Source organism: Thermaurantimonas sp., from assembly GCF_046299575.1.
In the GTDB taxonomy this organism is placed as follows: Bacteria; Bacteroidota; Bacteroidia; order Flavobacteriales; family Schleiferiaceae; genus Thermaurantimonas.
In genome coordinates this window covers 30,786-50,474 of the sequence record NZ_JBKBHX010000004.1, presented here as the reverse complement: position 1 = coordinate 50,474, position 19,689 = coordinate 30,786, and the positions used below count along the sequence as shown (strand labels likewise).

Here is a 19,689-nt window from a genome sequence, read left to right as displayed (position 1 = left end):
ATTATTATGAGTACGATTAAAGTCGCCATCAACGGTTTTGGGAGAATAGGAAGACTCTCGTTTAGAAACCTCATCGAAAATCCCGCTATTGAGGTAGTTGCTATTAACGACCTCACCGATGCTCATACCTTGGCACATCTATTAAAATACGACTCTATTCACGGCAGATTTAAATATCCAGTTTCTTCAGAAGACAATGCTATCATCGTTAATGGCAAATCAATAAAAGTATTTGCGCAGAAAGATCCGGAACTACTTCCCTGGGGAGAGTTGGGAATCGACATTGTGGTAGAATCAACCGGCGTATTCAGAAATCGCGAAAAAATGAGCAAACACCTAACCGCCGGTGCTAAAAAAGTGATCTTAACCGCTCCGGCTGAAGGCGATGTAAAAATGTTTGTACTCGGTGTAAATGACGATAAGCTCACTGCCGATGAAAACATCATCAGCAATGCCTCATGTACTACTAACTGCCTGGCTCCCATGGCCAAAGTACTTCATGAAAAATTTGGAATTGAGAGTGGATACATGACTACTGTACACGCCTATACAGCCGATCAAAATCTTCAAGACGCCCCTCACAAAGATCTTCGTAGAGCTCGAGCTGCCGCACTATCCATAGTGCCTACCAGTACCGGAGCAGCAAAGGCAGTGGGCAAGGTATTGCCAGAGCTTAAGGGCAAACTCGATGGCTATGCCCTTAGAGTGCCTACACCTACTGGGTCTGTAACTGACCTCACTGCAGTATTGAGCCGCGAAGTGACTGTAGAAGAAATCAATGCAGCCATGAAAGCGGCTGCTGAAAAAGAATTGGCTGGCATTATGCAATATTGCGAAGATCCTATTGTATCAGCTGACATTATTGGATCACCTTATTCCTGCATCTTTGACTCAGAGCTTACAGCTGCCAATGGCAGAGTTGTGAAGGTAGTAGGCTGGTATGACAACGAAGCCGGATATTCCGCTCGTGTGGCTGACCTTGTCGTAAAATGGGCTAAGATTTCCGGAATAATTTAAAAACTGAATTCAAGCAAATAAAAACCCGGCTAACAGATTCATGTATGCCGGGTTAATTTTTTATCTTCTCTATCTGGTTAGATATTCGAGCTTTACAGTTATTGAGGCAGTTTTTTTACGGCTATCAGTATTAAATGCTCCACCCCAGGTGAAGTCTTCAGATGAGTTTTGTGCAACAATCTGAAAAACCCCCATCGAAGCTCTTTTTAACTTGTACACATTACTTCCAGAATTTTCAGCAATTTTTTTGGCTCGCGTATAAGCATCTTTTGTAGCAGCCTCGATCATCTCAAGTTTGAGCTCAGCAAGTTTCGTATAAAAATATTGCGGCCTGTTGGAGTAAAATTCAATGCCCTGATTTATGAGTTCTGTAATAGAACGCGCAACGGCTTCTACTTTATCTACATCGTTTGATTCGATCGTGACGGATTGCGATAGATTGTACCCCACGAAAATACTTTTTCTCAAATTATAGTTAGCGTCATATTCGTTTTTAGACTCGCGATTGATGTTAATGCTCTGAAAAACGATATTTTCCTCTTTAATGCCTTTTGAAATCAGATACCTTTTAACAGTTTCGCGATCCTGATCAATTTCTGCATAAGCCCTTTTTAAATCTTTATTGATGCGTGTAAAAGTACCAGACCAAACGATCAGGTCGCTGTCAAAATCTTTACTGCCGAGTCCCGTTACCGAGATGGTATCATTAGACTGGATGCGAGCGATGTAGGCGCTTTTGAGAATAAGAGCCACGATGATTGAAGAAAGAGACAAGACACTAATGGCAAGCAAGTTTGTTTTGTTTTTCATGGTGTATTTATTGTTTATACCTTTGCTAGAAGGGCACGTGGAAAAAACTGATTAGTCTCTGACATATTTTTTGGCAGCCTGAGCTACGTAATATGTATCAGCGTCATACACAAAAGCGATGATCTCGCAGCTTTCAGCTACCCATTCAGCAGGAAGGGTAATCGAAAATTCATATGATTCCTCTTTGTTCTGGGCAATTCCGCCGGTCATTACTTGTGTGCCGTATGTGCCGTTTAAGGATGCGCGCAAAACATTGTTGTGTGTGTAATTTTCAATGCGTTGACTGCCGTTTTTCTGCGGTGAGATTATGCCGCTCTCGGTTAAAAACACTGAAAGTTTGAAATTTCCGTGAACATTCCTAAGGCCTTTGAGGTCAGTCTTTACAGTAAGCAGGCGTGCAGAGGAGTTATAAGTTTTAGTGATTCGTATATCGAGATCCGGATCTTTGGCTGCTTCTTCGGCTACAAGTGTATTCCAAGAGGTATGCGTTTTTAAATGGGTGCGAGAAGTAGAATAGTCTTTTCGATTAACCATGCCTGATGGTACGGCAAATCCATTGAAAAAAGCAAAGAGTTCGTTGCCTACCTGAGTGCGAAAATCATACGGATATTCCGCTGAAACATTTGCAAAACTACCGGCGTGAATCGCAATCACAGCTATTTGTGCGCCATATTGATCTTTTAGTACGCGAGCTACCGCGTGTGCTTCCGGACAGTTTTGACACTGGTGGCCTGTAAATTCTTCAAGCAGTACAACCCGCTTTACCTCCTGATTGCCATTTTGCCCTCCCTGGCCATGCTTAATCGGGTCAGAGATGTAATCACAACCGATCTCAAGTGCTAATAGGCTTATTAGCAGTCCTAATTTTTTGAGCATTAAAATTCATTTTGAGTGTAAAGTTAAGATTTTGTGCCCATTGGAAAGAGAATTAAAAAAGAAGTTTAAATGCTTTGTCATATTCAATGGACTTGAGATGTAAAACGAATACTCCTTTGCGAGCCATTACATACTTTTCTGAAGAACAAGGTGCTACATAAAACTTTTCAATTACATGGCCTTGAATGCTATACAAAGTGGCTGTGAGAACACGTGGTAAAGGATCGGTGATGATAATATGCTCAGAAAACTTAACAACTGACGGAGTAACACTGAGACCTTCTGCAGTATTCACGGTTGGTTTGTATTCAAGAACAAATCGTTGCGAATGAACGCCCTGAGAAACAGGTGTGCAATGCTTAACGTTTTTTGTTAATGTAAAGCTTTTGTTTTCTAGTAAATCAAAAAGTTGTAGGGGTTCTTCAGAAGAAGTTTCAAAACAATAAACACCTTCTTGATGGATATGCAGTGTCAAAGGCGCATTCACAAATGCATTATTTGTGCGGTAGATGCTGTACAAAGTATCACTACCCACTAAGATCGATGGATTAAGCGAGCGATTGAGGAACTTCAATGCATCCCACTGACCATCGAAGTAGGGGGTAGCCTCAGGTCGATTGCCTTAGATAACGAAATCAGACAGTTGTGGTAGTGATTGATGGCTCACGCGCACATAGAATTCGGTATTGTTGGATTGAGGCTTAAAAAGGTGTTTCGCCGAGGTTTTTGAAATTCGGGTAGTATCAAAGGTAAGAGTGGCTGCAGAGCCACTGGCGTTTCGCACCCAAAATGCCTGATGAGGTGCGTTGTATCGCAGGGAGTCAGGGCCATTGTTATAGCTAAGCAATTGGCCAGTTAGATCGTTGAAATGATAAATGGCTGTGGCATTTCCAGGTACAGAGTGCTGGTACCAATCATACCAGGCCGGAAAAGGATTAGCTACGAGATTCCAACCATCATTTACCTGATTGATGTTTTGATTCAGTGGGGTAGACGTGTAATCTAAAGGTATTTGCAAGCTGTAGAGTCAATCAACGTCATATTCAATAAAAAGCGAGTCAGGCAAGGCCATATGAAACGTGCCTACTGCGTTACTTCCAAAATAGGCAAATATTCCGGTACCTAGGGTCGGGATTTGATTTAAGCCACTAAAACCTTGATATTGACCGATAGATGCGTTCCAATGGAGCAATGAACCTCCTGTAAAATTCAAATTAACTAAGGTATTTTGTTGAGGTATAAGTTTTTGTAGAGAAACATTTGGCGGCAGTCCCATGTACACCCAGCGGCCGGAGTAGGGGCCGGTTTTGGCTTGAATGTAAAATTGCCGAATCAATCTAGTATTTGAAAGTCTGGTGTAACGAATTCTTGCTAGATATTGGCTGCTGGCTTTAAGGGTAATATATCCTTTGCCACCGATTGTTTGTGCTTGTAAGGTAGCCGAATCAGCTACAACGATTTGAGTGCTGTCAGCTCTGTCGATTGCCCAAACTTTAGCGGTTGAATCTACAAAAAGAGAGCTGATGGTCGCTGGCAAAAAAACTAAAGCATTGCTATCGGGCAAGTTGTTTGACGTCCTATTTTGGGAGTTGTACCAACGAGTATTTTGGATGGCTGAAAAAACTTTTGGTTCTTCAACGCCACTGATTACAAGGGAAAACTTTTGAAATCCTTGAGCTAATGATCCCTTGTGACTAATTTGTAAGAAGAACTTACCTTGTTGGCTCAATGGCAATTCAATCATTTCTACGTTGTCTACCACATTGTCGCCAGTGGTAGCGGCTACTTGGGGTTGATCAGGGTTTGCTTTGTACGGTAGAAATACATTTGATAGGTCTTCAGAATAAAGGCGTAAGTCAAGGTCGTTAACGAGTCTTGAGGTACGGTTGTTAAGCACTTGGGCATTGATGGGTAAAGCTGAAATATGAGGATCATTCCAGGCGATTGTTATGCGAATAGAGTCGCTTGGCTTGCTCTTGAGCGGTATTAAAATTTTCTGACCTTGATACAAGGTATATTCGCGGATGAAGTATCCACCGTTGCACATGATGCTATCGTCGCGGATTATTTCGGCTGCTTTGCGGGCATTGAGCACTCCAAATCCCATTTTGTAGTTGGGGGCATGACCGAAACGGTCGGCTGAATGAATCATCAAGGCACGTAGTGTAGATGAAAGCGGATTTTGGCCATATACACGGCTGAAATACGATTTTAGAAGCAAGGCAGTGCCTGATGCAACGGCTGTAGCAGCAGATGTGCGAGAAATGGTCGTGTATAAATTGTCGGCTGACGAAGAAGGCGTGGAAAGGGCATCGGATGGCGCTACTACTTCGGGTTTGATTCTTCCATCGTCTGTAGGGCCAAAGGCCGATTTGGAATCGAGTATTATGTCTTGGGGAGATTGGTAACCGTTCGTATTTTTAAATACCGCACCTACGGTTACAACATTTTTAGCAACAGCTTCAGGGCCGAGACAGTCAAAGCCCAAAAGGCCGCCATGGGTTTGTGGATTGATGGTGGGATGATTGGTAATATTTACCCACAGCTGGGTTTGATTGTCGTAATAATATCGAGTGTCGCCTGGTGAAGGGCCATTGCCGCGCTCATTACCTGCCGCAAAAATTGCCAAGTGATAAGGATTAAGCCATAGAACAGAGTCAAGCGCACGACTCCGCTGCTGATCGTAATAACCAAATCGCCAGTCTTCTACCAAGCTAATGCTGTCAGACCCATACCAATACCAGGCACCTGAAAGGAAATTCCAACCAGGTTTGGTTGCATAAGAATGATTGCTTACCTCTACTCCGTTTTGCGCGCATTGATATAGATCGGGAATGTTGATGGGCGAAGATTGATTCCTTTTATAAAAAAGTAGCAGCCGGAGCGTAACCTTTAGCACTGGTCTGCACACCTGCCGAACTTATTAACCCTGCAATGCCGGTTGCATGACTTGCATAGGAGGTGTTATGGAGGTTGTTGAAATGTACAACTCGACCTACTAACTGTTGATGTGTCTCATGCACGCGGCCATCGTCGAAAATGGCGATGGTATCGCCAGCGCCGTTGAGATGCAGTTCAAGGGAACCTCCGGGCATAAGGTGATGAAGCCCAATGCTCTGGACACCACCTAAATCGGGACACGGAAGGTGAAAGGAAAATAAAAAGGCAGTGACAAATGGCTGAAGTGCACTACCGCTGATCGTTGCCCACCTTGCCCGATTCCATGACATAGTCCGTCAGATATTCGTACCTCTGCGAAAGTACTCCTGACTCACGGGTGATGGTGGCTCGGTCAATAACAGGCGAAAAGTCTTTCATAAGTTCAGGGAAAATCTTGTTGACCAACTCCTCCCCAAATCCCTCGCTTGCATCGCGTGGCAGCTCACAAGGTAGGTTATCAACGGCCATTACGGTGATCGAACCAGGAGTATTAAGCGGAACTTCGCTTTTGCTGCTCGGATTGTAAGCGTAGAGGGGATTTTCGATGGTAGATGGTCGAATGGTGCATGCAATAGGACCATTTACATCGCAACTGATATCAGCTACTACTTTAAGCCGACAGAAGGGGTCAAGAAGCATGTCGTTTGTTAGGATGTAGGGAGCGCGACTGTCCCAGAAATGTGCCGTGATGTACATATCAGCTACCCGCACGAAGTGTATGAAATCGCTTTCGTAGCCTATGGGATTTTCGTAGATTTCTTTTTTACTTGCCACCTTGCCATCCTTTCTCTTGTAGTATTGAGTTGGTTTTAGCACAGCATAAACAGGCTGAGTATGCTCGCGGAATACAAATTCGTAGGGTGAAACTTCAGTAATATCTGCAGCTTTGAGAATTTCATGTACACCTTCACCAACACGGCCATGACCAGTGACAATGATTTTAAAATCTTCTGGCAGGGAGATTTTGGTGAGCTCATCGAGCATTTCGGCCATATCGAAGCATTTATGGGCTGGCTTTAAATGGTAACGGCCAGTGGTGAGACCATAGGCGAGTAAGCCGTTATATGCCCCAACAATGCCGGCGTATTTGCCAAAACCAATGAGCCGACGGCCCTTGTCATCGACCATAGTTTCGTAGTCTATCAGGCGAATGTGTCTTTCTAATATGGCACGTAGCATCTGGCGGTTATTGGGCTGCTTCTTGATGGTGTGGCTGAAAAAAATGTAGGTTTTTTCAGGAAGAAGCATGTCTATAGGCACTTCTTTTACGCCGAGGATGACATCGCACATCGATAAGTCATCAACCACTGGGATGCCTCGCTCCCGATATTCATCATCAGAATATGCCCGGTGTAGACTCGATTGAACATAGAATTCAACTTTGTATTTGTCCATCAGCAATCGTACCTGACCAGGGGTAAGGGGTACGCGCTTGTCAACGGGTATTTTTCCTTCTCTGATGATTCCGAATTTCATCTTTTGATTTGCTTTTTTTACAAATGTAACTGGGAGTAGTTCTATTACATTGTGTTTGAAGTGTTACATAAGGTTGAAACGACTTCAAATTTTTGGATTAGAGGGTAATTGATTTCTTTAATAGTGCTAAAATCTTTTGAAACTGCTTGGATGCTATACACCAAATTGGGTGTTAAGACCGATGAGTTCAAGAAATTCGCGTTTCACACTCTCTTCCTGGAAACGGCCGCCGTATTCAGCAGTTACGGTGGATGATTCTATATCGCGAATGCCTCGCGAATTGACGCATAGATGCTTAGCGTCGATTACACAGGCAACATCTTCAGTGCCGAGGGCTATTTGCATAGCACGCACAATTTGTTTAGTCATGCGCTCCTGTACCTGGGGCCGGCGAGCGAAATAGTCAACTATTCGGTTCATCTTGCTTAGGCCGATTACGCGTCCGGCGCTGATGTAGGCTATATGTGCTCTACCTACTATTGGAAGGAAATGATGCTCACAAGTGCTGTAAACGACGATGTTTTTTTCCACGAGCATTTCGCCGTATTTGTATTTGTTTTCAAAGGTGCTCATGGAGGGCATGTTGGCGGGATCGAGGCCGCTGAAGAGCTCGTTGACCATCATTTCTGCTACGCGTTTTGGGGTGCCCATCAAGCTGTCATCAGTAAGGTCGAGGCCGAGAGTCTCCATGATGGCGCGAAAGTGGTATTGTATGCGCTGTATTTTTTCTTCATAAGAGATATCAAAGGCGTCTGGTCTGAGGGGATTTTCCGGATTATTACTTGAATGTGTATCGCCGTAGTAGTCGTCAGTATTGTCTTTCAGTGGGGTAAGCTCCATTTTTTGATTTTCAAAAAAGTACGCAAAGGTACGAGGAATGTTTGTAAAGCATATGTAAATAGAGGCTGATTTAAAGGAGTGATGTCAGACTTCTTTTGATTTGTTTCGCTCCGTTGGAACTGGTTGTTCTTTTGTTGTCGCGATGCTATTGACATTACTCTCCTTTTGGGCTCATTCATAATAATCTGGATATCAGCTGCCAAATCCGTATTCATTCGAGATTAAAAGATCTTGGAAAATCCGTTACAATATCTGCATTTTAAAAAAAGCGTCCAGAGATTGTTCTGCTGCTTTAGGAGGGATAGAAGGGGGGTGCATTATCCAGTCGAATTCAGCTATCGCGGCCTTGTTAGGACACATTCAGAAGAAAGCGCTTCTTAGCCCCTTTTCTGGACATACCCAAACAGCTGCCCGAGAGAGCAAGCTGTTTGGGCCAAGCCCCAAAGAAAAATCCTGAAAATAAAATTTATTACACAACGCCTACGCCGTAGTAGGTGAAGCCCATGGCGCGTAGCTCACGTCGGTCGTAAATGTTGCGCCCGTCGAAGATCACAGGTTCTTTAAGGAGTTTTTTGATGACTTTGAAGCTGGGAGCGCGAAAGACCGTCCACTCGGTTACGAGAATAAGGGCGTCGGCATCGGCCAGGGCATCGTATTCGTCTTTAGCGTATTCGATGGTGTCACCGAGGTAGTGCTTCTTGGCTTCATTCATTGCCACAGGGTCGTAGGCGATTACCTGAGCTCCGTGTTTCAGAAGCTTATCGATGATTACAAGAGAGGGGGCCTCGCGCATGTCGTCGGTATTGGGCTTAAAGGACAGGCCCCAAATGGCAAATCGGCGGCCCTGGATATTGCCTTTGAAATGGCGCATGATTTTTTCGAACATGCGCTCTTTTTGAGCTTCGTTTACTTCTTCTACGGCTTCAAGTATACGGAGTTCGTATCCGAGTTCTTTGCCGGTTTTTATGAGGGCTTTTACGTCTTTCGGGAAGCAGGAGCCACCATAGCCAATGCCGCTGTAGAGAAATTTTGAACCGATGCGGGGGTCAGAGCCAATGCCTTTGCGCACCATGTTTACGTCGGCTCCGGCGAGTTCGCAAAGGTTTGCGATGTCGTTCATAAAGCTGATGCGGGTGGCGAGCATGGCGTTGGCTGCATATTTGGTCATCTCGGCTGAGGGGATGTCCATAAAGATGACCGGATGGCCATTTAGGGTGAAGGGCTTGTAAAGGCGAGCGAGAATTTCCTGGGCACGGTCGCTTTCAGTGCCTACTACAATGCGGTCGGGACGCATAAAGTCATCAATCGCAGCACCTTCTTTGAGAAATTCGGGGTTGGAGGCTACATCGAAGGGGATATCAAGCCCTCGGGCGGCTAAGGCATCTGCCACAGCTTTTTTTACTTTTTTGGCAGTGCCTACAGGTACGGTACTTTTGGTAACTACCACGAGGTAGTTTTTCATTGTGCGACCGATTTCGTCGGCTACGGCAAGTACATATTTTAGGTCGGCGCTGCCGTCTTCTCCCGGAGGAGTACCAACAGCTATGAATACAACTTCGGCTCCGTCGATCGACTCAGCCAGGCTGGTGGTAAACATGAGGCGCTCACGACGATAATTGCGGATGACCATTTCTTCGAGACCAGGCTCATAGATGGGCATTATGCCCTTTTTCAGGCCTTCAATTTTTTCTTTATTTACGTCCACACAGGTTACTTCCATACCTACTTCGGCTAAGCAGGTGCCAGTAACTAAGCCTACGTAGCCTGTGCCTACTACGGATATTTTCATGGGTTGTATTGGTTTAAAAAGTTGATAACGTGGGTGATAATATAGTCTTGTTGTTCAGGTGTGAGCTCGGTATGCATGGGCAGTGATATGACAGACTTACAAAGTCGCTCAGCTACGGGAAAATCACCATCTCGATAGCGATCGCTGCGGTAGGCCTTCTGTTGGTGCAGAGGCACCGGGTAGTAAATCATAGCAGGTATATGTTGCTCGGCCAGATACTTTTTCAGTCCATCGCGATCGACCTTGGGATGTAAGGTGAGCGTGTACTGATGAAATACATGAGTAGAATTTGACACCCTGTAAGGCATTTTTACCAATGGATGGTCGGCAAATGCCCTGTCGTAGTAGGCAGCAGCCTTTTGACGTGCGCGTGTATAGTCGTCAAGTCGCCTGAGTTTTACATCGAGTATAGCGGCTTGGATTGTATCGAGGCGACTGTTTACGCCGATGATGTCGTGGTAGTACTGCACGCTCTGACCATGGTTGGCGATCATCCGCAGCTTTTCGGCAAGGCGGTCGTCGTTGGTAAACAAGGCTCCACCGTCGCCATAGCAACCGAGATTTTTTGAGGGGAAGAAAGAGGTGCACCCGATGTGCCCAATGGTGCCGGCCTTCAGTTTTCGTCCGTCGCTGAAGCGATATTCGGCATTGATAGCTTGTGCAGTGTCTTCAATTACATAGAGGTTGTGCCGCCGTGCTATGTCCATGATCTTCTCCATATCGGCACATTGGCCGAAGAGGTGCACCGGCACTATGGCCCTGGTGCGCGGGGTGATGGCTTTTTCGATTTTTTCGGGGTCTATCAGGAAAGAGTCCTCTTCTACATCTACCAGTACGGGGGTAAGCTTTAGTAGAGCGATCACTTCGGCTGTGGCTACGTAGGTAAAGGTAGCTGTAATCACCTCATCGCCCGGCTGCAAATCGAGCGCCATCATGGCCAGTTGCAGTGCATCGGTACCGTTAGCACAGGGTATTACGTGTTTTACTTGCAAATGCTTTTCAAGGTTTTCTTTAAAGCGCTTTACGGCTGGGCCATTGATGAAGGCCGTGCTGTCGATTACCTCTTGTATGGCTGTATCTACTTCCTGTTTTATGTGCTGGTATTGGGTGGCGAGATCCACCATTCGAATTTCTTTCATTAATCTCTGTATCCTATTCTAATGCCGACAAATGTAAGGGAAGTAGTTAGTCGTTTACCTGATAAAGTTCAATATATTTGCTTTTATTTCTCTAAAAAGTGCGGAATTTTTGATGAAAAATCGATATTTTTTCATTCTAATCTTTGGAATATTGTCAATTCATCTGGTTCATAGCCAGTTTCGGGTTAGGACCGATACTTTGGCCGGATTCTTTATACCGGTAAATATTGCAGTATCTAAACCTTCGTTGCAATTAGCCGAGCGCTTTGGCCATAGCTATCGCACCGGAACGGGCTGTTTTTACCGCACTTTTTCTGGGTGGACGTTTGGCGTGGAGGGTGACTTTTGGTTTGGCGATCGGGTGCTGACGCGCGATCAAATTCTCAAATCCGTTTCCAATGAACAAGGACTGGTATTAGATCACATGGGTCTTGACGCCAATCTGATGACTTTTCAGCGCGGCTGGATCGCCTCTGCTTACATCGGTAAGCTCATCCGCGTACTCAATCACAACCCTAATTCCGGCCTGATAATTACTGCTGGGGGTGGCTATTTACAGCACCGCATTCGGTTGGAGAGCGGCCACCAGCAGTCGATTATCTATCAAATTGAAGATGAATATCAGCGAGGCTACGATCGCCTTAACTTAGGCTGGCAGGGCCGGATTTTCATTGGATATTTGCATGCCGGAAATTATCAGACATATAATTTTATCATCGGCATAGAACACCTTTTTGGCCACACCAAAAGCGTTCGGGGCTTTGATTATGCCTCAGGAAAGCCGGATGAGGGAGTGATGGCCAATGGACTTACCACTCTGAAGTTCAGCTGGTTTCTCAGTATGTACCGGGAGCGCGTGACCTCAGATAAAAAGTATTTTTATTATTAATCACTAAAATCGAATTCCTGCTCTAAATATTACGGAATTAATTATAAAGAGGGAAGCACTGATCGAATTGCGGCTCTCATTGACATTTAGCTGATTGGTAGTTTTATCGAGTCGTTCGATTCTGTTCTGTACTGAATATCTCACGTTTCCCTGTACTGATGCATCTGCCCCGATAAAGAATCTTTGAGAAAATCTATACTCCAGTCCGATACCTGCTGTGGCTAAAGCTGAAATAACGGGGCCATCTACTTGTGTAACTTTTTCATTCGGAGCCACATTAAAATCTTCCCTAACATTCGACCTGTATAATAATCCGGGACCAATCCCATAAAAGCTGTACACATTGAACTTATTGAGATATACATGCTTCTCACGGCCCCATAGATAAGAGGCGTTAAAGAAAAAATTATTTTCTGCAGTTCCGATATTAATACTACCAGTATTTGTTTGATTTAAAAAAAGTGAAAACTGATACCTGGTTGCATTTGTAGGAGTATGGAAATGACGATAGACAAAATTTCCGTCTATTGGGATTGATAGCTGATTGGTAAAATTATCATTTCTCGAGAAGAAATTCCCGAAATATGAAAACACAGAGTTTACACCCAAAGAAATTGTCTTCTCACCGGATTGATAGGCAAACGGCTGTGCAGAAAGACTGAGTGTAAAAACGGATACAATGGAAAGAAATACTTTTTTCATGGCTATCAAAATTTAAATCCTGCTCTGAATATCAATGAATTAATAAATCTAATCTGAGTTTGAAAGATGTCTTTTCTCTCCGCTATGAACTTTTCATCTGGAGTTAGTTCATTCCAACTTTCACTTACATTTCTGAATGTATAAGCCACTCTACCAGTGAGTCCGCCTTCGATACCGATGAAGAAGTGCTTAGCAAAGTGATGTTCCAGTCCAACGCCCAGCTGAAGCGGAATGAAAAGTGTGGGGCCATTTGTTACCCGAGAGAACATTTTTGGCTGGTTAGGCAGATTACCTTCTGAATTCTGCGAATTATATTGAAAACCGCCTCCAAATCCATAATAGCGATATACATTAATCTCACGGTATAGCCAATGTTTTTCTTTTCCCCACAAAAAACTTAGTTGTAATTCGTTATTTCGAAAAGTAAAATTTTCTGTCAGACCTTCATTGCTACTGATCATTCCATTTATTTCATATCTGTGAGCCGAAGTCTCCGAATCAAAACGTCGGAATATATAGTTGTTGGCTATTGGGATATTCAGAGTGTTAAAATTTGGGCTGAACATATTGCCCGCATAGTTAAAAATACCGTTCACCCCCAGCGAAAAGGCTTTATTGCCGGGCGAGTATGGAACTTTTTGTGCCGTGGCGATAGTGCACATAGCGCTCATGACCCCTACTGTTAATAAATTTTTCATAACTCTGAGGAATTTGAATTTTGTATTACAAGTATAGTTAAAATTTTAACATAATATAAGAATAATTCAAGTTTTTTAGTAATAAAATAGTTTTTTATGAAATGATTTAATTTTACTTTGTAAAAAATTTAATGTTTTAAATTTAGAACTTTTAAAATGCTTTTTTCAGTTAGTTATGTAAAATTCCTTTTACCAGTTTCATTTTATGTTTACTCTAATGGGCGTAATAAATAATTCAGCACTAACTTCGTAATATTGATAAAAGTCTGATGCGTATTGACAAATTTTTGTGGTGTGTACGATTGTTCAAGACCCGCACTTTAGCCACTGAAGCCTGCAATGCGGGTAAAATCACTATTGACGGTCAACCAGTAAAACCCTCGCGCGAAGTGAAGCCGGGCATAACTTTCACTTATCGAAATATGGGGATCAACTATGTGTATGAAATAAAAGATTTACCAAAATCGAGAGTAGGTGCACCTTTAGTTAAAACTTATCTTGAAAACAAAACCTCGCAGGAAGAACTCGAAAAACTCGAAATGATCCGATTGGCCAGGGCATTTACCCGGCCGAAAGGTATGGGCCGCCCTACAAAAAAAGAAAGGCGCGACATCGAATCATTTCTCGACGACGACTGATTGAAGTGTTTCTTCAGCCAGCTTAACTACTGTATCAACCCAAAGCTGATTGACATTCAGACAAGGAATTCTGGTAAAAACTTCACCGCCGTTGGATTTAAACAATTCCTTGCCTTCATCGTCGAGTTCTTCAATAGTTTCCAGACAATCGGCCACAAATGCAGGACTTACTACTACCAGTTTTTTTACACCCTCCTTGGGTAAATTTTTAAATCGCTCAGCAGTGTAGGGTTGAAGCCATTTATCAGAGCCGAGCCTCGATTGAAACGAAAAGCTGTATTTTTCTTTAGGTATATCAAGTAAATCAGCAACACGGTCTGTAGTGACTTTCACCTGATGGCGATAGCAATACTGATGCGCTGGTGAAGGTACCTCGCAGCAGTTGTCCACCTTCATACAGTGGCAGCCGGTGATATCTGATTTCATAATATGGCGAACAGGCACACCGTGGTATGTAAACAGGATATGGTCAAAAGACTCTAAAAGATAGGGTTTTATAGATTCGGCTAAGGCATTTAAATAGGATGTATGGTTGTAAAACGGTGGTACTGTAAGTAGCTGAAAAGTGTAGTTACCCGCTTTATGGGCCGCTTTTACATGTTCTACCGCGGTTTCATAGCTGCTCATAGCATAGTGAGGGTAGAGGGGTATCATTACCAGAGATTCGAGATCGGGATGCTCATCTGCGATTCTACGCAGCACTGCATGAGGGGTTGGATTAGCATAGCGCATGCAGTAGTAGGCTGGTATCCCGGCTTTTTCAGCTACTCGTTTTGTCAGATTATCAGTTATTGTAATTAATGGTGCACCTTCTTTTGTCCAGATTCTGCGATATTTAGCAGCACTTTTTGGCGCGCGCAGAGGCGAAATGATTCCTTTTACCAATATAGTTCTCCAGAACTTTGGAATGTCAATTACCCGCTCATCCATCAAAAATTCATTCAAATACTTGCGCACATCTTTCGTTTCAGCAGAATCGGGTGACCCAAGGTTTACGAGCAATAGAACAGTTTTCAATGTTTCTTACAATTGTTCAACTCAGATTATACGAATTTGACCAGAAAATAGTTTTTCTTCCCTTTCTGAATGACCATATAGCGGCCGTTAAGAATCTGATTGTATGTGATGGGTTGATTTTCTGACCATTTTTCTTTGTTGATATGCACGGCACCTTGCTGCAGCATCCTCCGGGCTTCACCCCTGGATGGGAATGCGCCGGCTACATCAGAGAGGAAAACGGCGGCCTCAACCGGGGAATCCAAAACAGATTTGCTTACATCGGCCATCGGCACACCTTCGAATACCTGCAGAAAGGTCCGTTCATCAAGAGAAGCCAGATCTTCGGTAGAGGACTTACCGAAGAGTATTTCCGAGGCTTTGAGAGCAGTTTGATACTCACTTTCGCCATGTACCATGATGGTAACCGATTTTCCGAGTGCTTTCTGAAGTGTACGGGAGTGAGGGGCTGTCTTATGCTGTTCGATGAGTGCTTCTGTCTCTTCTTTCGAAAAAGTGGTGAAGATTTTTATGTACTTTTCAGCATCTTCGTCTGATACATTAAGCCAAAATTGGTAGAAGGCATAAGACGAAGTTTTCTGAGGATCGAGCCATACACTGCCACTTTCGGTTTTTCCGAACTTGGTGCCGTCGGCCTTTGTAATCAAGGGCACAGTAAGAGCATAAGCAGTTCCTCCTTCCATTCGGCGAATCAGTTCGGTGCCTGTCACAATGTTTCCCCACTGATCAGATCCGCCAAGCTGAATGGTCACATTGTGGTGCTTCCAAAGGTGATAAAAGTCGTACCCTTGGATAAGTTGATATGAAAATTCGGTAAACGACAATCCACTACCTTCTTCAAGCCTTCTTTTTACGGAGTCTTTGGCCATCATGTAGTTGACCGTGATATGCTTACCCACATCGCGAATAAAGTCAAGGAAGCTAAACTTCGACATCCAGTCGTAGTTGTTTACTAATTCGGCTTTATTACTGATAGAATCAGAAAAATCAAGAAACTGAGACAACTGCTTTTTGATACATTCTACATTATAAGCTAGAGTTTCTTTATCGAGCAGATTTCTCTCGGCCGACTTAAAGCTCGGGTCGCCTATCATTCCAGTGGCTCCACCCACGAGGGCATAGGGTTTGTGGCCTGCTCTCTGAAAATGAAGCAAGGTCATTACCCCAACCAAATGACCTATGTGAAGGGAGTCGGCTGTAGGGTCAAAACCGAGATAGGCTGACCGCATGCCGGTTTTCACGTGTTCCTCCAATCCCGGCGTCATATCTTGCAACATGCCGCGCCAGATAAGCTCTTGTAGAATGTCGATCATTTTAATACTCTGAAATTAAATGGAGCGACAAAGGTAGGCGTTGGAAATTCTAAAATTTTGCTAAGATAGATTGCTAATAATTATTAATTGTTGATTATCAGGTAAATAAAAACAAGGCGCTTTGTTTTGCGACATTATTTTTCCCTTTGAAATACGCTTAAGAGTATAGTGAACATTTGGTGATTTATACTTTGAAAAACAGCAGTTTAAAAAAGTTAAATCCAAATTTGGTATTTTTTTAAAAATAAGAAATTTTTATACTATCATATTTGCACTCCTTTTCAAACAAAGGCAAAGCCACGACTTTATGAGTATTAGTAATAGAGAATTAATAATACTACTCCGCATTGTATTAATCATTTTAGTACTTTTAATACCCATAGACTTTTTATTTTCCCTTATTCCGGGTAAGGTTGGTAAGTACTTCGATAATCACATTATGGCCATCGTATCCGGAATTTTAATTTTTATTATTTTCCTGCTGAGAATCAAGTATTTTTATTTCGAAGCTGAGTACGAAATTATTCATCTACGACAGAGGCCTCTGATGTTTGACTATATGACACTTTTAAATTCGTATGGATATAGCCGATATGAATTTCCAAAAAAGCTTTTAAAGGACGTATATGTCGAAAATTTTCTCTGGTTTAAAACACTGGTTTTTGTCGTAGAAACATCAAACGGTAAACTTCGAGAGCGCACTATAGATGTTACATACCTTTCCAACAGAAAACTCGACGAAGTGCTTCGTACGATGCGATCGATCGTCGAGCAGAACAAGTTGAAATAATTCTCCTATTTTTGCGTGTGTTAACGCTTCGCTGTTATGTACATCGGATTTAAGCATCTACATTCCTTTTTGCCGTACTTTTTCCTTCTTCTTGGACTTTATCTCATCGTAGTATCGTTTATTCGCTGGAAGTCGAGAAACGCGTATAGTAAAACCGACGGTTTGTTAAGAACAATTGTGCTTACATTAGCCCACATACAGCTATTGGTCGGATTAGTTCTTTATTTCATTTCACCCATCACACAGAGTGCATTTGCTGACTTTGGCGCAGCCATGAAAGATGCTGCACTTCGGCTTTATGCAGTGGAGCATATTTCGATCAATATAATTGCAATCACACTCATGACGATCGGCAGCGTCAAGGCAAAGAGAGAAATTATCGAATTCAAAAAGCACAAACTGGTTTTTATTTATTTTGGAATTGGCTTCGGGTTGATACTCACCCGTATTCCATGGCATGTATGGCCTAACCTATGATTGAAAAAAAGTTACGAACTGCCCAAGTTCGTGAGAAGGCTATCCTTGTAGGCGTTAGTGTAGCTGGTCAATCAGACGAAAAGACACAAGAGTATCTCGAAGAGCTTCGTTTTTTGGCTGATACTGCTGGTGCCGATGTAGTGGATGTTGTAACTCAAAAACTACCGCATCCTAATCCGGCTACATATATAGGTACTGGTAAACTCGAAGAATTGGCTGAAAAAGTAAATGCTCACGAGTGTAACCTTGTAATTTTCGACGATGAATTAAGTGCTACGCAAATTCGAAATTTAGAAAAGGCGTTAAATGTAAAAATTCTCGACCGTACGAATTTAATACTCGACATTTTTGCCACTCGTGCGCGCACAGCGCACGCCCGTACACAAGTAGAACTGGCGCAGTACGAGTATCTCTTGCCACGCCTTACGCGCATGTGGACACACTTGGAACGCCAAAAAGGGGGAATCGGCCTTAGGGGTCCGGGTGAAACGCAGATTGAAACCGACAGAAGAATCATACAGCAAAAAATTGCTCTGCTCAAGAATAAGCTCCAAAAGATCGATCGCCAAATGGCTACCCAGCGCAAGCATAGGGTAGAAATGGTGCGCGTGGCACTGGTCGGTTATACCAATGTGGGTAAATCGACCCTTATGAATCTTCTGGCGAAAGCCAACGTATTTGCTGAAAATAAACTTTTTGCCACATTAGATACCACAGTTCGCAAGGTTGTGTTGCAAGATGTAAGTTTTTTGCTCAGTGACACCGTTGGATTTATCCGTAAACTGCCCACTCAGCTGGTTGAATCTTTTAAATCAACCCTCGATGAAGTACGCGAATCTGACATCTTACTTCATGTGGTAGATATTTCTCATCCGGCCTTCGAAGACCAAATAATCACTGTAAATAACACAATTAAAGAAATTCTCGGCGGTGAAGAGAAAAAAGTAATAATGGTATTCAACAAAATAGACTTGTATAAGCCCTCAGAACGCGATCCACATGACCTTACACCACTGAGGCCTGATCAATTCACCATAGACGAATGGCAACAAACCTGGATGGCTAAAACGCATGGCGACTGTGTTTTTATTTCCGCCCAAAAGAAACTTAATATCGATACGCTTCGAGAACTTTTGTATCGGGAGGTGCGTAAAATTAGGGATAAACGATATCCGTATTCACATTTGAATCTATCCGAAAACTTATCTGAAGAATGAAGTACGTCACTTTAGGTCGTTCAGGACTCAAAGTTTCAGAGGTTTGCTTTGGCGCCATGGGCTTAGGCCAGGATTGGAATTGGGGTGCTGACCGGCAAACTTCTTTTGAGCTGCTTGAAACATTTGCCAATGCTGGAGGCAATTTTATCGATACAGCCAATTTATATACTGATGGTACCAGTGAGAAAATCATTGGAGAATTTATCCAGGCTGATCGCGATTCTTTTGTGATTGCTACAAAATATACCTTAGCCGATACAAGGCCGGGCATTAAAGCCGTACTCGATGGGCAAAAAGGCAATTTAAACGGCACCGGAAATAATCGAAAGAATCTGTTAAGAAGCCTTACTGAGAGCCTTAAACGGCTTAAAACGGACTACATTGACATTTTATACCTACACATTTGGGATCACCTTACGCCTATTGATGAGGTGATGCGTGCATTTGACGATGTGGTTTCTCGAGGGCTGGTGCACTATATAGCTATAAGCGATACACCGGCATGGGTGGTAAGTCGTGCTCAAACGATTGCGGAGCTAAGAGGATGGGCTCAGTTTGTGGCCCTTCAGGTGGAATACAGCCTGCTGCAGCGCACACCTGAGCGGGAGTTAATCCCAATGGCTCAGGAGCTTGGCCTAACCGTTACTCCATGGGCACCTTTAGCCGGTGGTGCACTTACAGGCAAATATTTAAGAGGTGAAAAAGGCAGATTGCCAGAAAACAGCAAGCGACTGAGTGCTCAGGCTGAGGCCATTACTCGTGAGGTAGTGAGCATTGCTAATCGCTACAAGGTGCCACCCGGTGCAGTAGCACTGCGCTGGATCATGCAACAGCCATTTAAATCCATCCCCATTGTAGGTGCTACAAAGGTTTCTCAGCTGAATGAAAATTTAATGGTTGTTGATTTTACGCTCGAGCCAGAAGATGTTCAACACTTAAATGCCATATCAGCCATTGATCTTGGTTTTCCCGGAGGATTTTACCGCGAAGAGGGTGTTCGTCAATCCGTGTATGGCGGTTATTTTGAAAAGATAGAACATCCAAATTTACCTAAATAGAGC

At 43.4% G+C, this 19,689-nt stretch carries 21 protein-coding genes; 7 read left to right on the top strand and 14 right to left on the bottom strand.

Annotation, left to right across the window (positions count from 1 at the left end):
- The first annotated feature begins 6 nt into the window (after nt 1-6).
- A complete protein-coding gene (gene gap, locus ACK4EX_RS06675) occupies nt 7-1,017 on the top strand; it encodes a type I glyceraldehyde-3-phosphate dehydrogenase (protein ID WP_409771043.1) in 1,011 nt (336 codons plus the stop codon).
- 69 nt (nt 1,018-1,086) lie between these two features.
- Here gap and ACK4EX_RS06670 read toward each other — a convergent pair whose 3' ends face one another.
- From ACK4EX_RS06670 to ACK4EX_RS06625, 10 genes are all read right to left on the bottom strand, one after another.
- On the bottom strand, nt 1,087-1,827 hold the full coding sequence (locus ACK4EX_RS06670) for an SIMPL domain-containing protein (protein ID WP_409771041.1): 741 nt from the start codon (nt 1,825-1,827) through the stop codon (nt 1,087-1,089).
- A gap of 51 nt (nt 1,828-1,878) precedes the next feature.
- Complete coding sequence (locus tag ACK4EX_RS06665; RefSeq protein ID WP_409771040.1) at nt 1,879-2,703, bottom strand: Omp28 family outer membrane lipoprotein; 825 nt, start codon at nt 2,701-2,703, stop codon at nt 1,879-1,881.
- Between the two features lie 52 nt (nt 2,704-2,755).
- Nucleotides 2,756-3,238 carry a hypothetical protein gene (locus tag ACK4EX_RS06660; protein ID WP_409771038.1) on the bottom strand — a complete coding sequence of 161 codons (483 nt, stop codon included), beginning with the start codon at nt 3,236-3,238 and terminating at the stop codon, nt 2,756-2,758.
- A gap of 87 nt (nt 3,239-3,325) precedes the next feature.
- A complete protein-coding gene (locus ACK4EX_RS06655; RefSeq protein ID WP_409771036.1) occupies nt 3,326-3,721 on the bottom strand; it encodes a hypothetical protein in 396 nt (131 codons plus the stop codon).
- A 9-nt stretch (nt 3,722-3,730) separates the two neighbouring features.
- Nucleotides 3,731-5,602, bottom strand: coding sequence for a S8 family serine peptidase (locus ACK4EX_RS06650; RefSeq protein WP_409771034.1), 1,872 nt, complete (start codon nt 5,600-5,602; stop codon nt 3,731-3,733).
- A complete protein-coding gene (locus ACK4EX_RS06645) occupies nt 5,565-5,933 on the bottom strand; it encodes a hypothetical protein (RefSeq protein WP_409771032.1) in 369 nt (122 codons plus the stop codon). The genes ACK4EX_RS06650 and ACK4EX_RS06645 overlap by 38 nt, the downstream gene beginning before the upstream one ends.
- The gene (locus ACK4EX_RS06640; RefSeq protein ID WP_409771031.1) at nt 5,893-7,119 is read right to left on the bottom strand and encodes an NAD(P)-dependent oxidoreductase; all 1,227 of its coding nucleotides are present in this window, start codon (nt 7,117-7,119) and stop codon (nt 5,893-5,895) included. Before ACK4EX_RS06640 ends, ACK4EX_RS06645 begins: the two co-directional genes overlap by 41 nt.
- 153 nt (nt 7,120-7,272) lie before the next feature.
- On the bottom strand, nt 7,273-7,959 hold the full coding sequence (folE, locus tag ACK4EX_RS06635) for a GTP cyclohydrolase I FolE (RefSeq protein ID WP_409771029.1): 687 nt from the start codon (nt 7,957-7,959) through the stop codon (nt 7,273-7,275).
- 469 nt (nt 7,960-8,428) lie between these two features.
- Nucleotides 8,429-9,748, bottom strand: a complete 1,320-nt coding sequence (locus ACK4EX_RS06630) for a UDP-glucose dehydrogenase family protein (protein WP_409771028.1) — start codon at nt 9,746-9,748, stop codon at nt 8,429-8,431.
- Nucleotides 9,745-10,887, bottom strand: coding sequence for a DegT/DnrJ/EryC1/StrS family aminotransferase (locus tag ACK4EX_RS06625; protein ID WP_409771026.1), 1,143 nt, complete (start codon nt 10,885-10,887; stop codon nt 9,745-9,747). The genes ACK4EX_RS06630 and ACK4EX_RS06625 overlap by 4 nt, the downstream gene beginning before the upstream one ends.
- Before the next feature lie 112 nt (nt 10,888-10,999).
- Here ACK4EX_RS06625 and ACK4EX_RS06620 point away from each other — a divergent pair, with 112 nt between their 5' ends.
- Entirely contained in the window at nt 11,000-11,776 is a 777-nt protein-coding gene (locus tag ACK4EX_RS06620; RefSeq protein ID WP_409771024.1) for a hypothetical protein, read from the top strand.
- A gap of 3 nt (nt 11,777-11,779) precedes the next feature.
- On the opposite strand, the gene ACK4EX_RS06615 is transcribed toward ACK4EX_RS06620, so the two are convergent.
- Nucleotides 11,780-12,478, bottom strand: coding sequence for a hypothetical protein (locus ACK4EX_RS06615; protein WP_409771023.1), 699 nt, complete (start codon nt 12,476-12,478; stop codon nt 11,780-11,782).
- Nucleotides 12,479-12,483: 5 nt separating this feature from the next.
- Nucleotides 12,484-13,176, bottom strand: coding sequence for a hypothetical protein (locus tag ACK4EX_RS06610; protein ID WP_409771020.1), 693 nt, complete (start codon nt 13,174-13,176; stop codon nt 12,484-12,486).
- A 269-nt stretch (nt 13,177-13,445) separates the two neighbouring features.
- On the opposite strand from ACK4EX_RS06610, the gene ACK4EX_RS06605 reads away from it, so the two are divergent.
- Nucleotides 13,446-13,814 carry an RNA-binding S4 domain-containing protein gene (locus tag ACK4EX_RS06605; protein WP_409771018.1) on the top strand — a complete coding sequence of 123 codons (369 nt, stop codon included), beginning with the start codon at nt 13,446-13,448 and terminating at the stop codon, nt 13,812-13,814.
- Here ACK4EX_RS06605 and hemH read toward each other — a convergent pair.
- Together hemH and tyrS are read right to left on the bottom strand one after the other, a co-directional pair.
- Nucleotides 13,794-14,831, bottom strand: a complete 1,038-nt coding sequence (hemH, locus tag ACK4EX_RS06600) for a ferrochelatase (protein WP_409771016.1) — start codon at nt 14,829-14,831, stop codon at nt 13,794-13,796. The two genes, ACK4EX_RS06605 and hemH, sit on opposite strands and share 21 nt — an antisense overlap.
- Nucleotides 14,832-14,857: 26 nt before the next feature.
- Complete coding sequence (tyrS, locus tag ACK4EX_RS06595; protein WP_409771014.1) at nt 14,858-16,144, bottom strand: tyrosine--tRNA ligase; 1,287 nt, start codon at nt 16,142-16,144, stop codon at nt 14,858-14,860.
- Between the two features lie 307 nt (nt 16,145-16,451).
- Between tyrS and ACK4EX_RS06590 the strand changes: the two genes are divergently transcribed.
- Genes ACK4EX_RS06590 through ACK4EX_RS06575 form a run of 4 tightly spaced genes read left to right on the top strand, consistent with a single transcriptional unit; the run spans nt 16,452 to nt 19,686 of the window.
- Nucleotides 16,452-16,934: a hypothetical protein gene (locus tag ACK4EX_RS06590; protein ID WP_409771012.1), complete on the top strand. Its 483-nt coding sequence runs from the start codon at nt 16,452-16,454 to the stop codon at nt 16,932-16,934.
- A gap of 36 nt (nt 16,935-16,970) precedes the next feature.
- Nucleotides 16,971-17,411 (top strand): hypothetical protein, encoded by a 441-nt coding sequence (locus ACK4EX_RS06585; RefSeq protein WP_409771011.1) that lies wholly within the window; start codon nt 16,971-16,973, stop codon nt 17,409-17,411.
- Nucleotides 17,408-18,628 (top strand): GTPase HflX, encoded by a 1,221-nt coding sequence (gene hflX / locus ACK4EX_RS06580; RefSeq protein ID WP_409771008.1) that lies wholly within the window; start codon nt 17,408-17,410, stop codon nt 18,626-18,628. The genes ACK4EX_RS06585 and hflX overlap by 4 nt, the downstream gene beginning before the upstream one ends.
- Entirely contained in the window at nt 18,625-19,686 is a 1,062-nt protein-coding gene (locus ACK4EX_RS06575) for an aldo/keto reductase (protein WP_409771005.1), read from the top strand. Before hflX ends, ACK4EX_RS06575 begins: the two co-directional genes overlap by 4 nt.
- Nucleotides 19,687-19,689 lie beyond the last annotated feature (3 nt).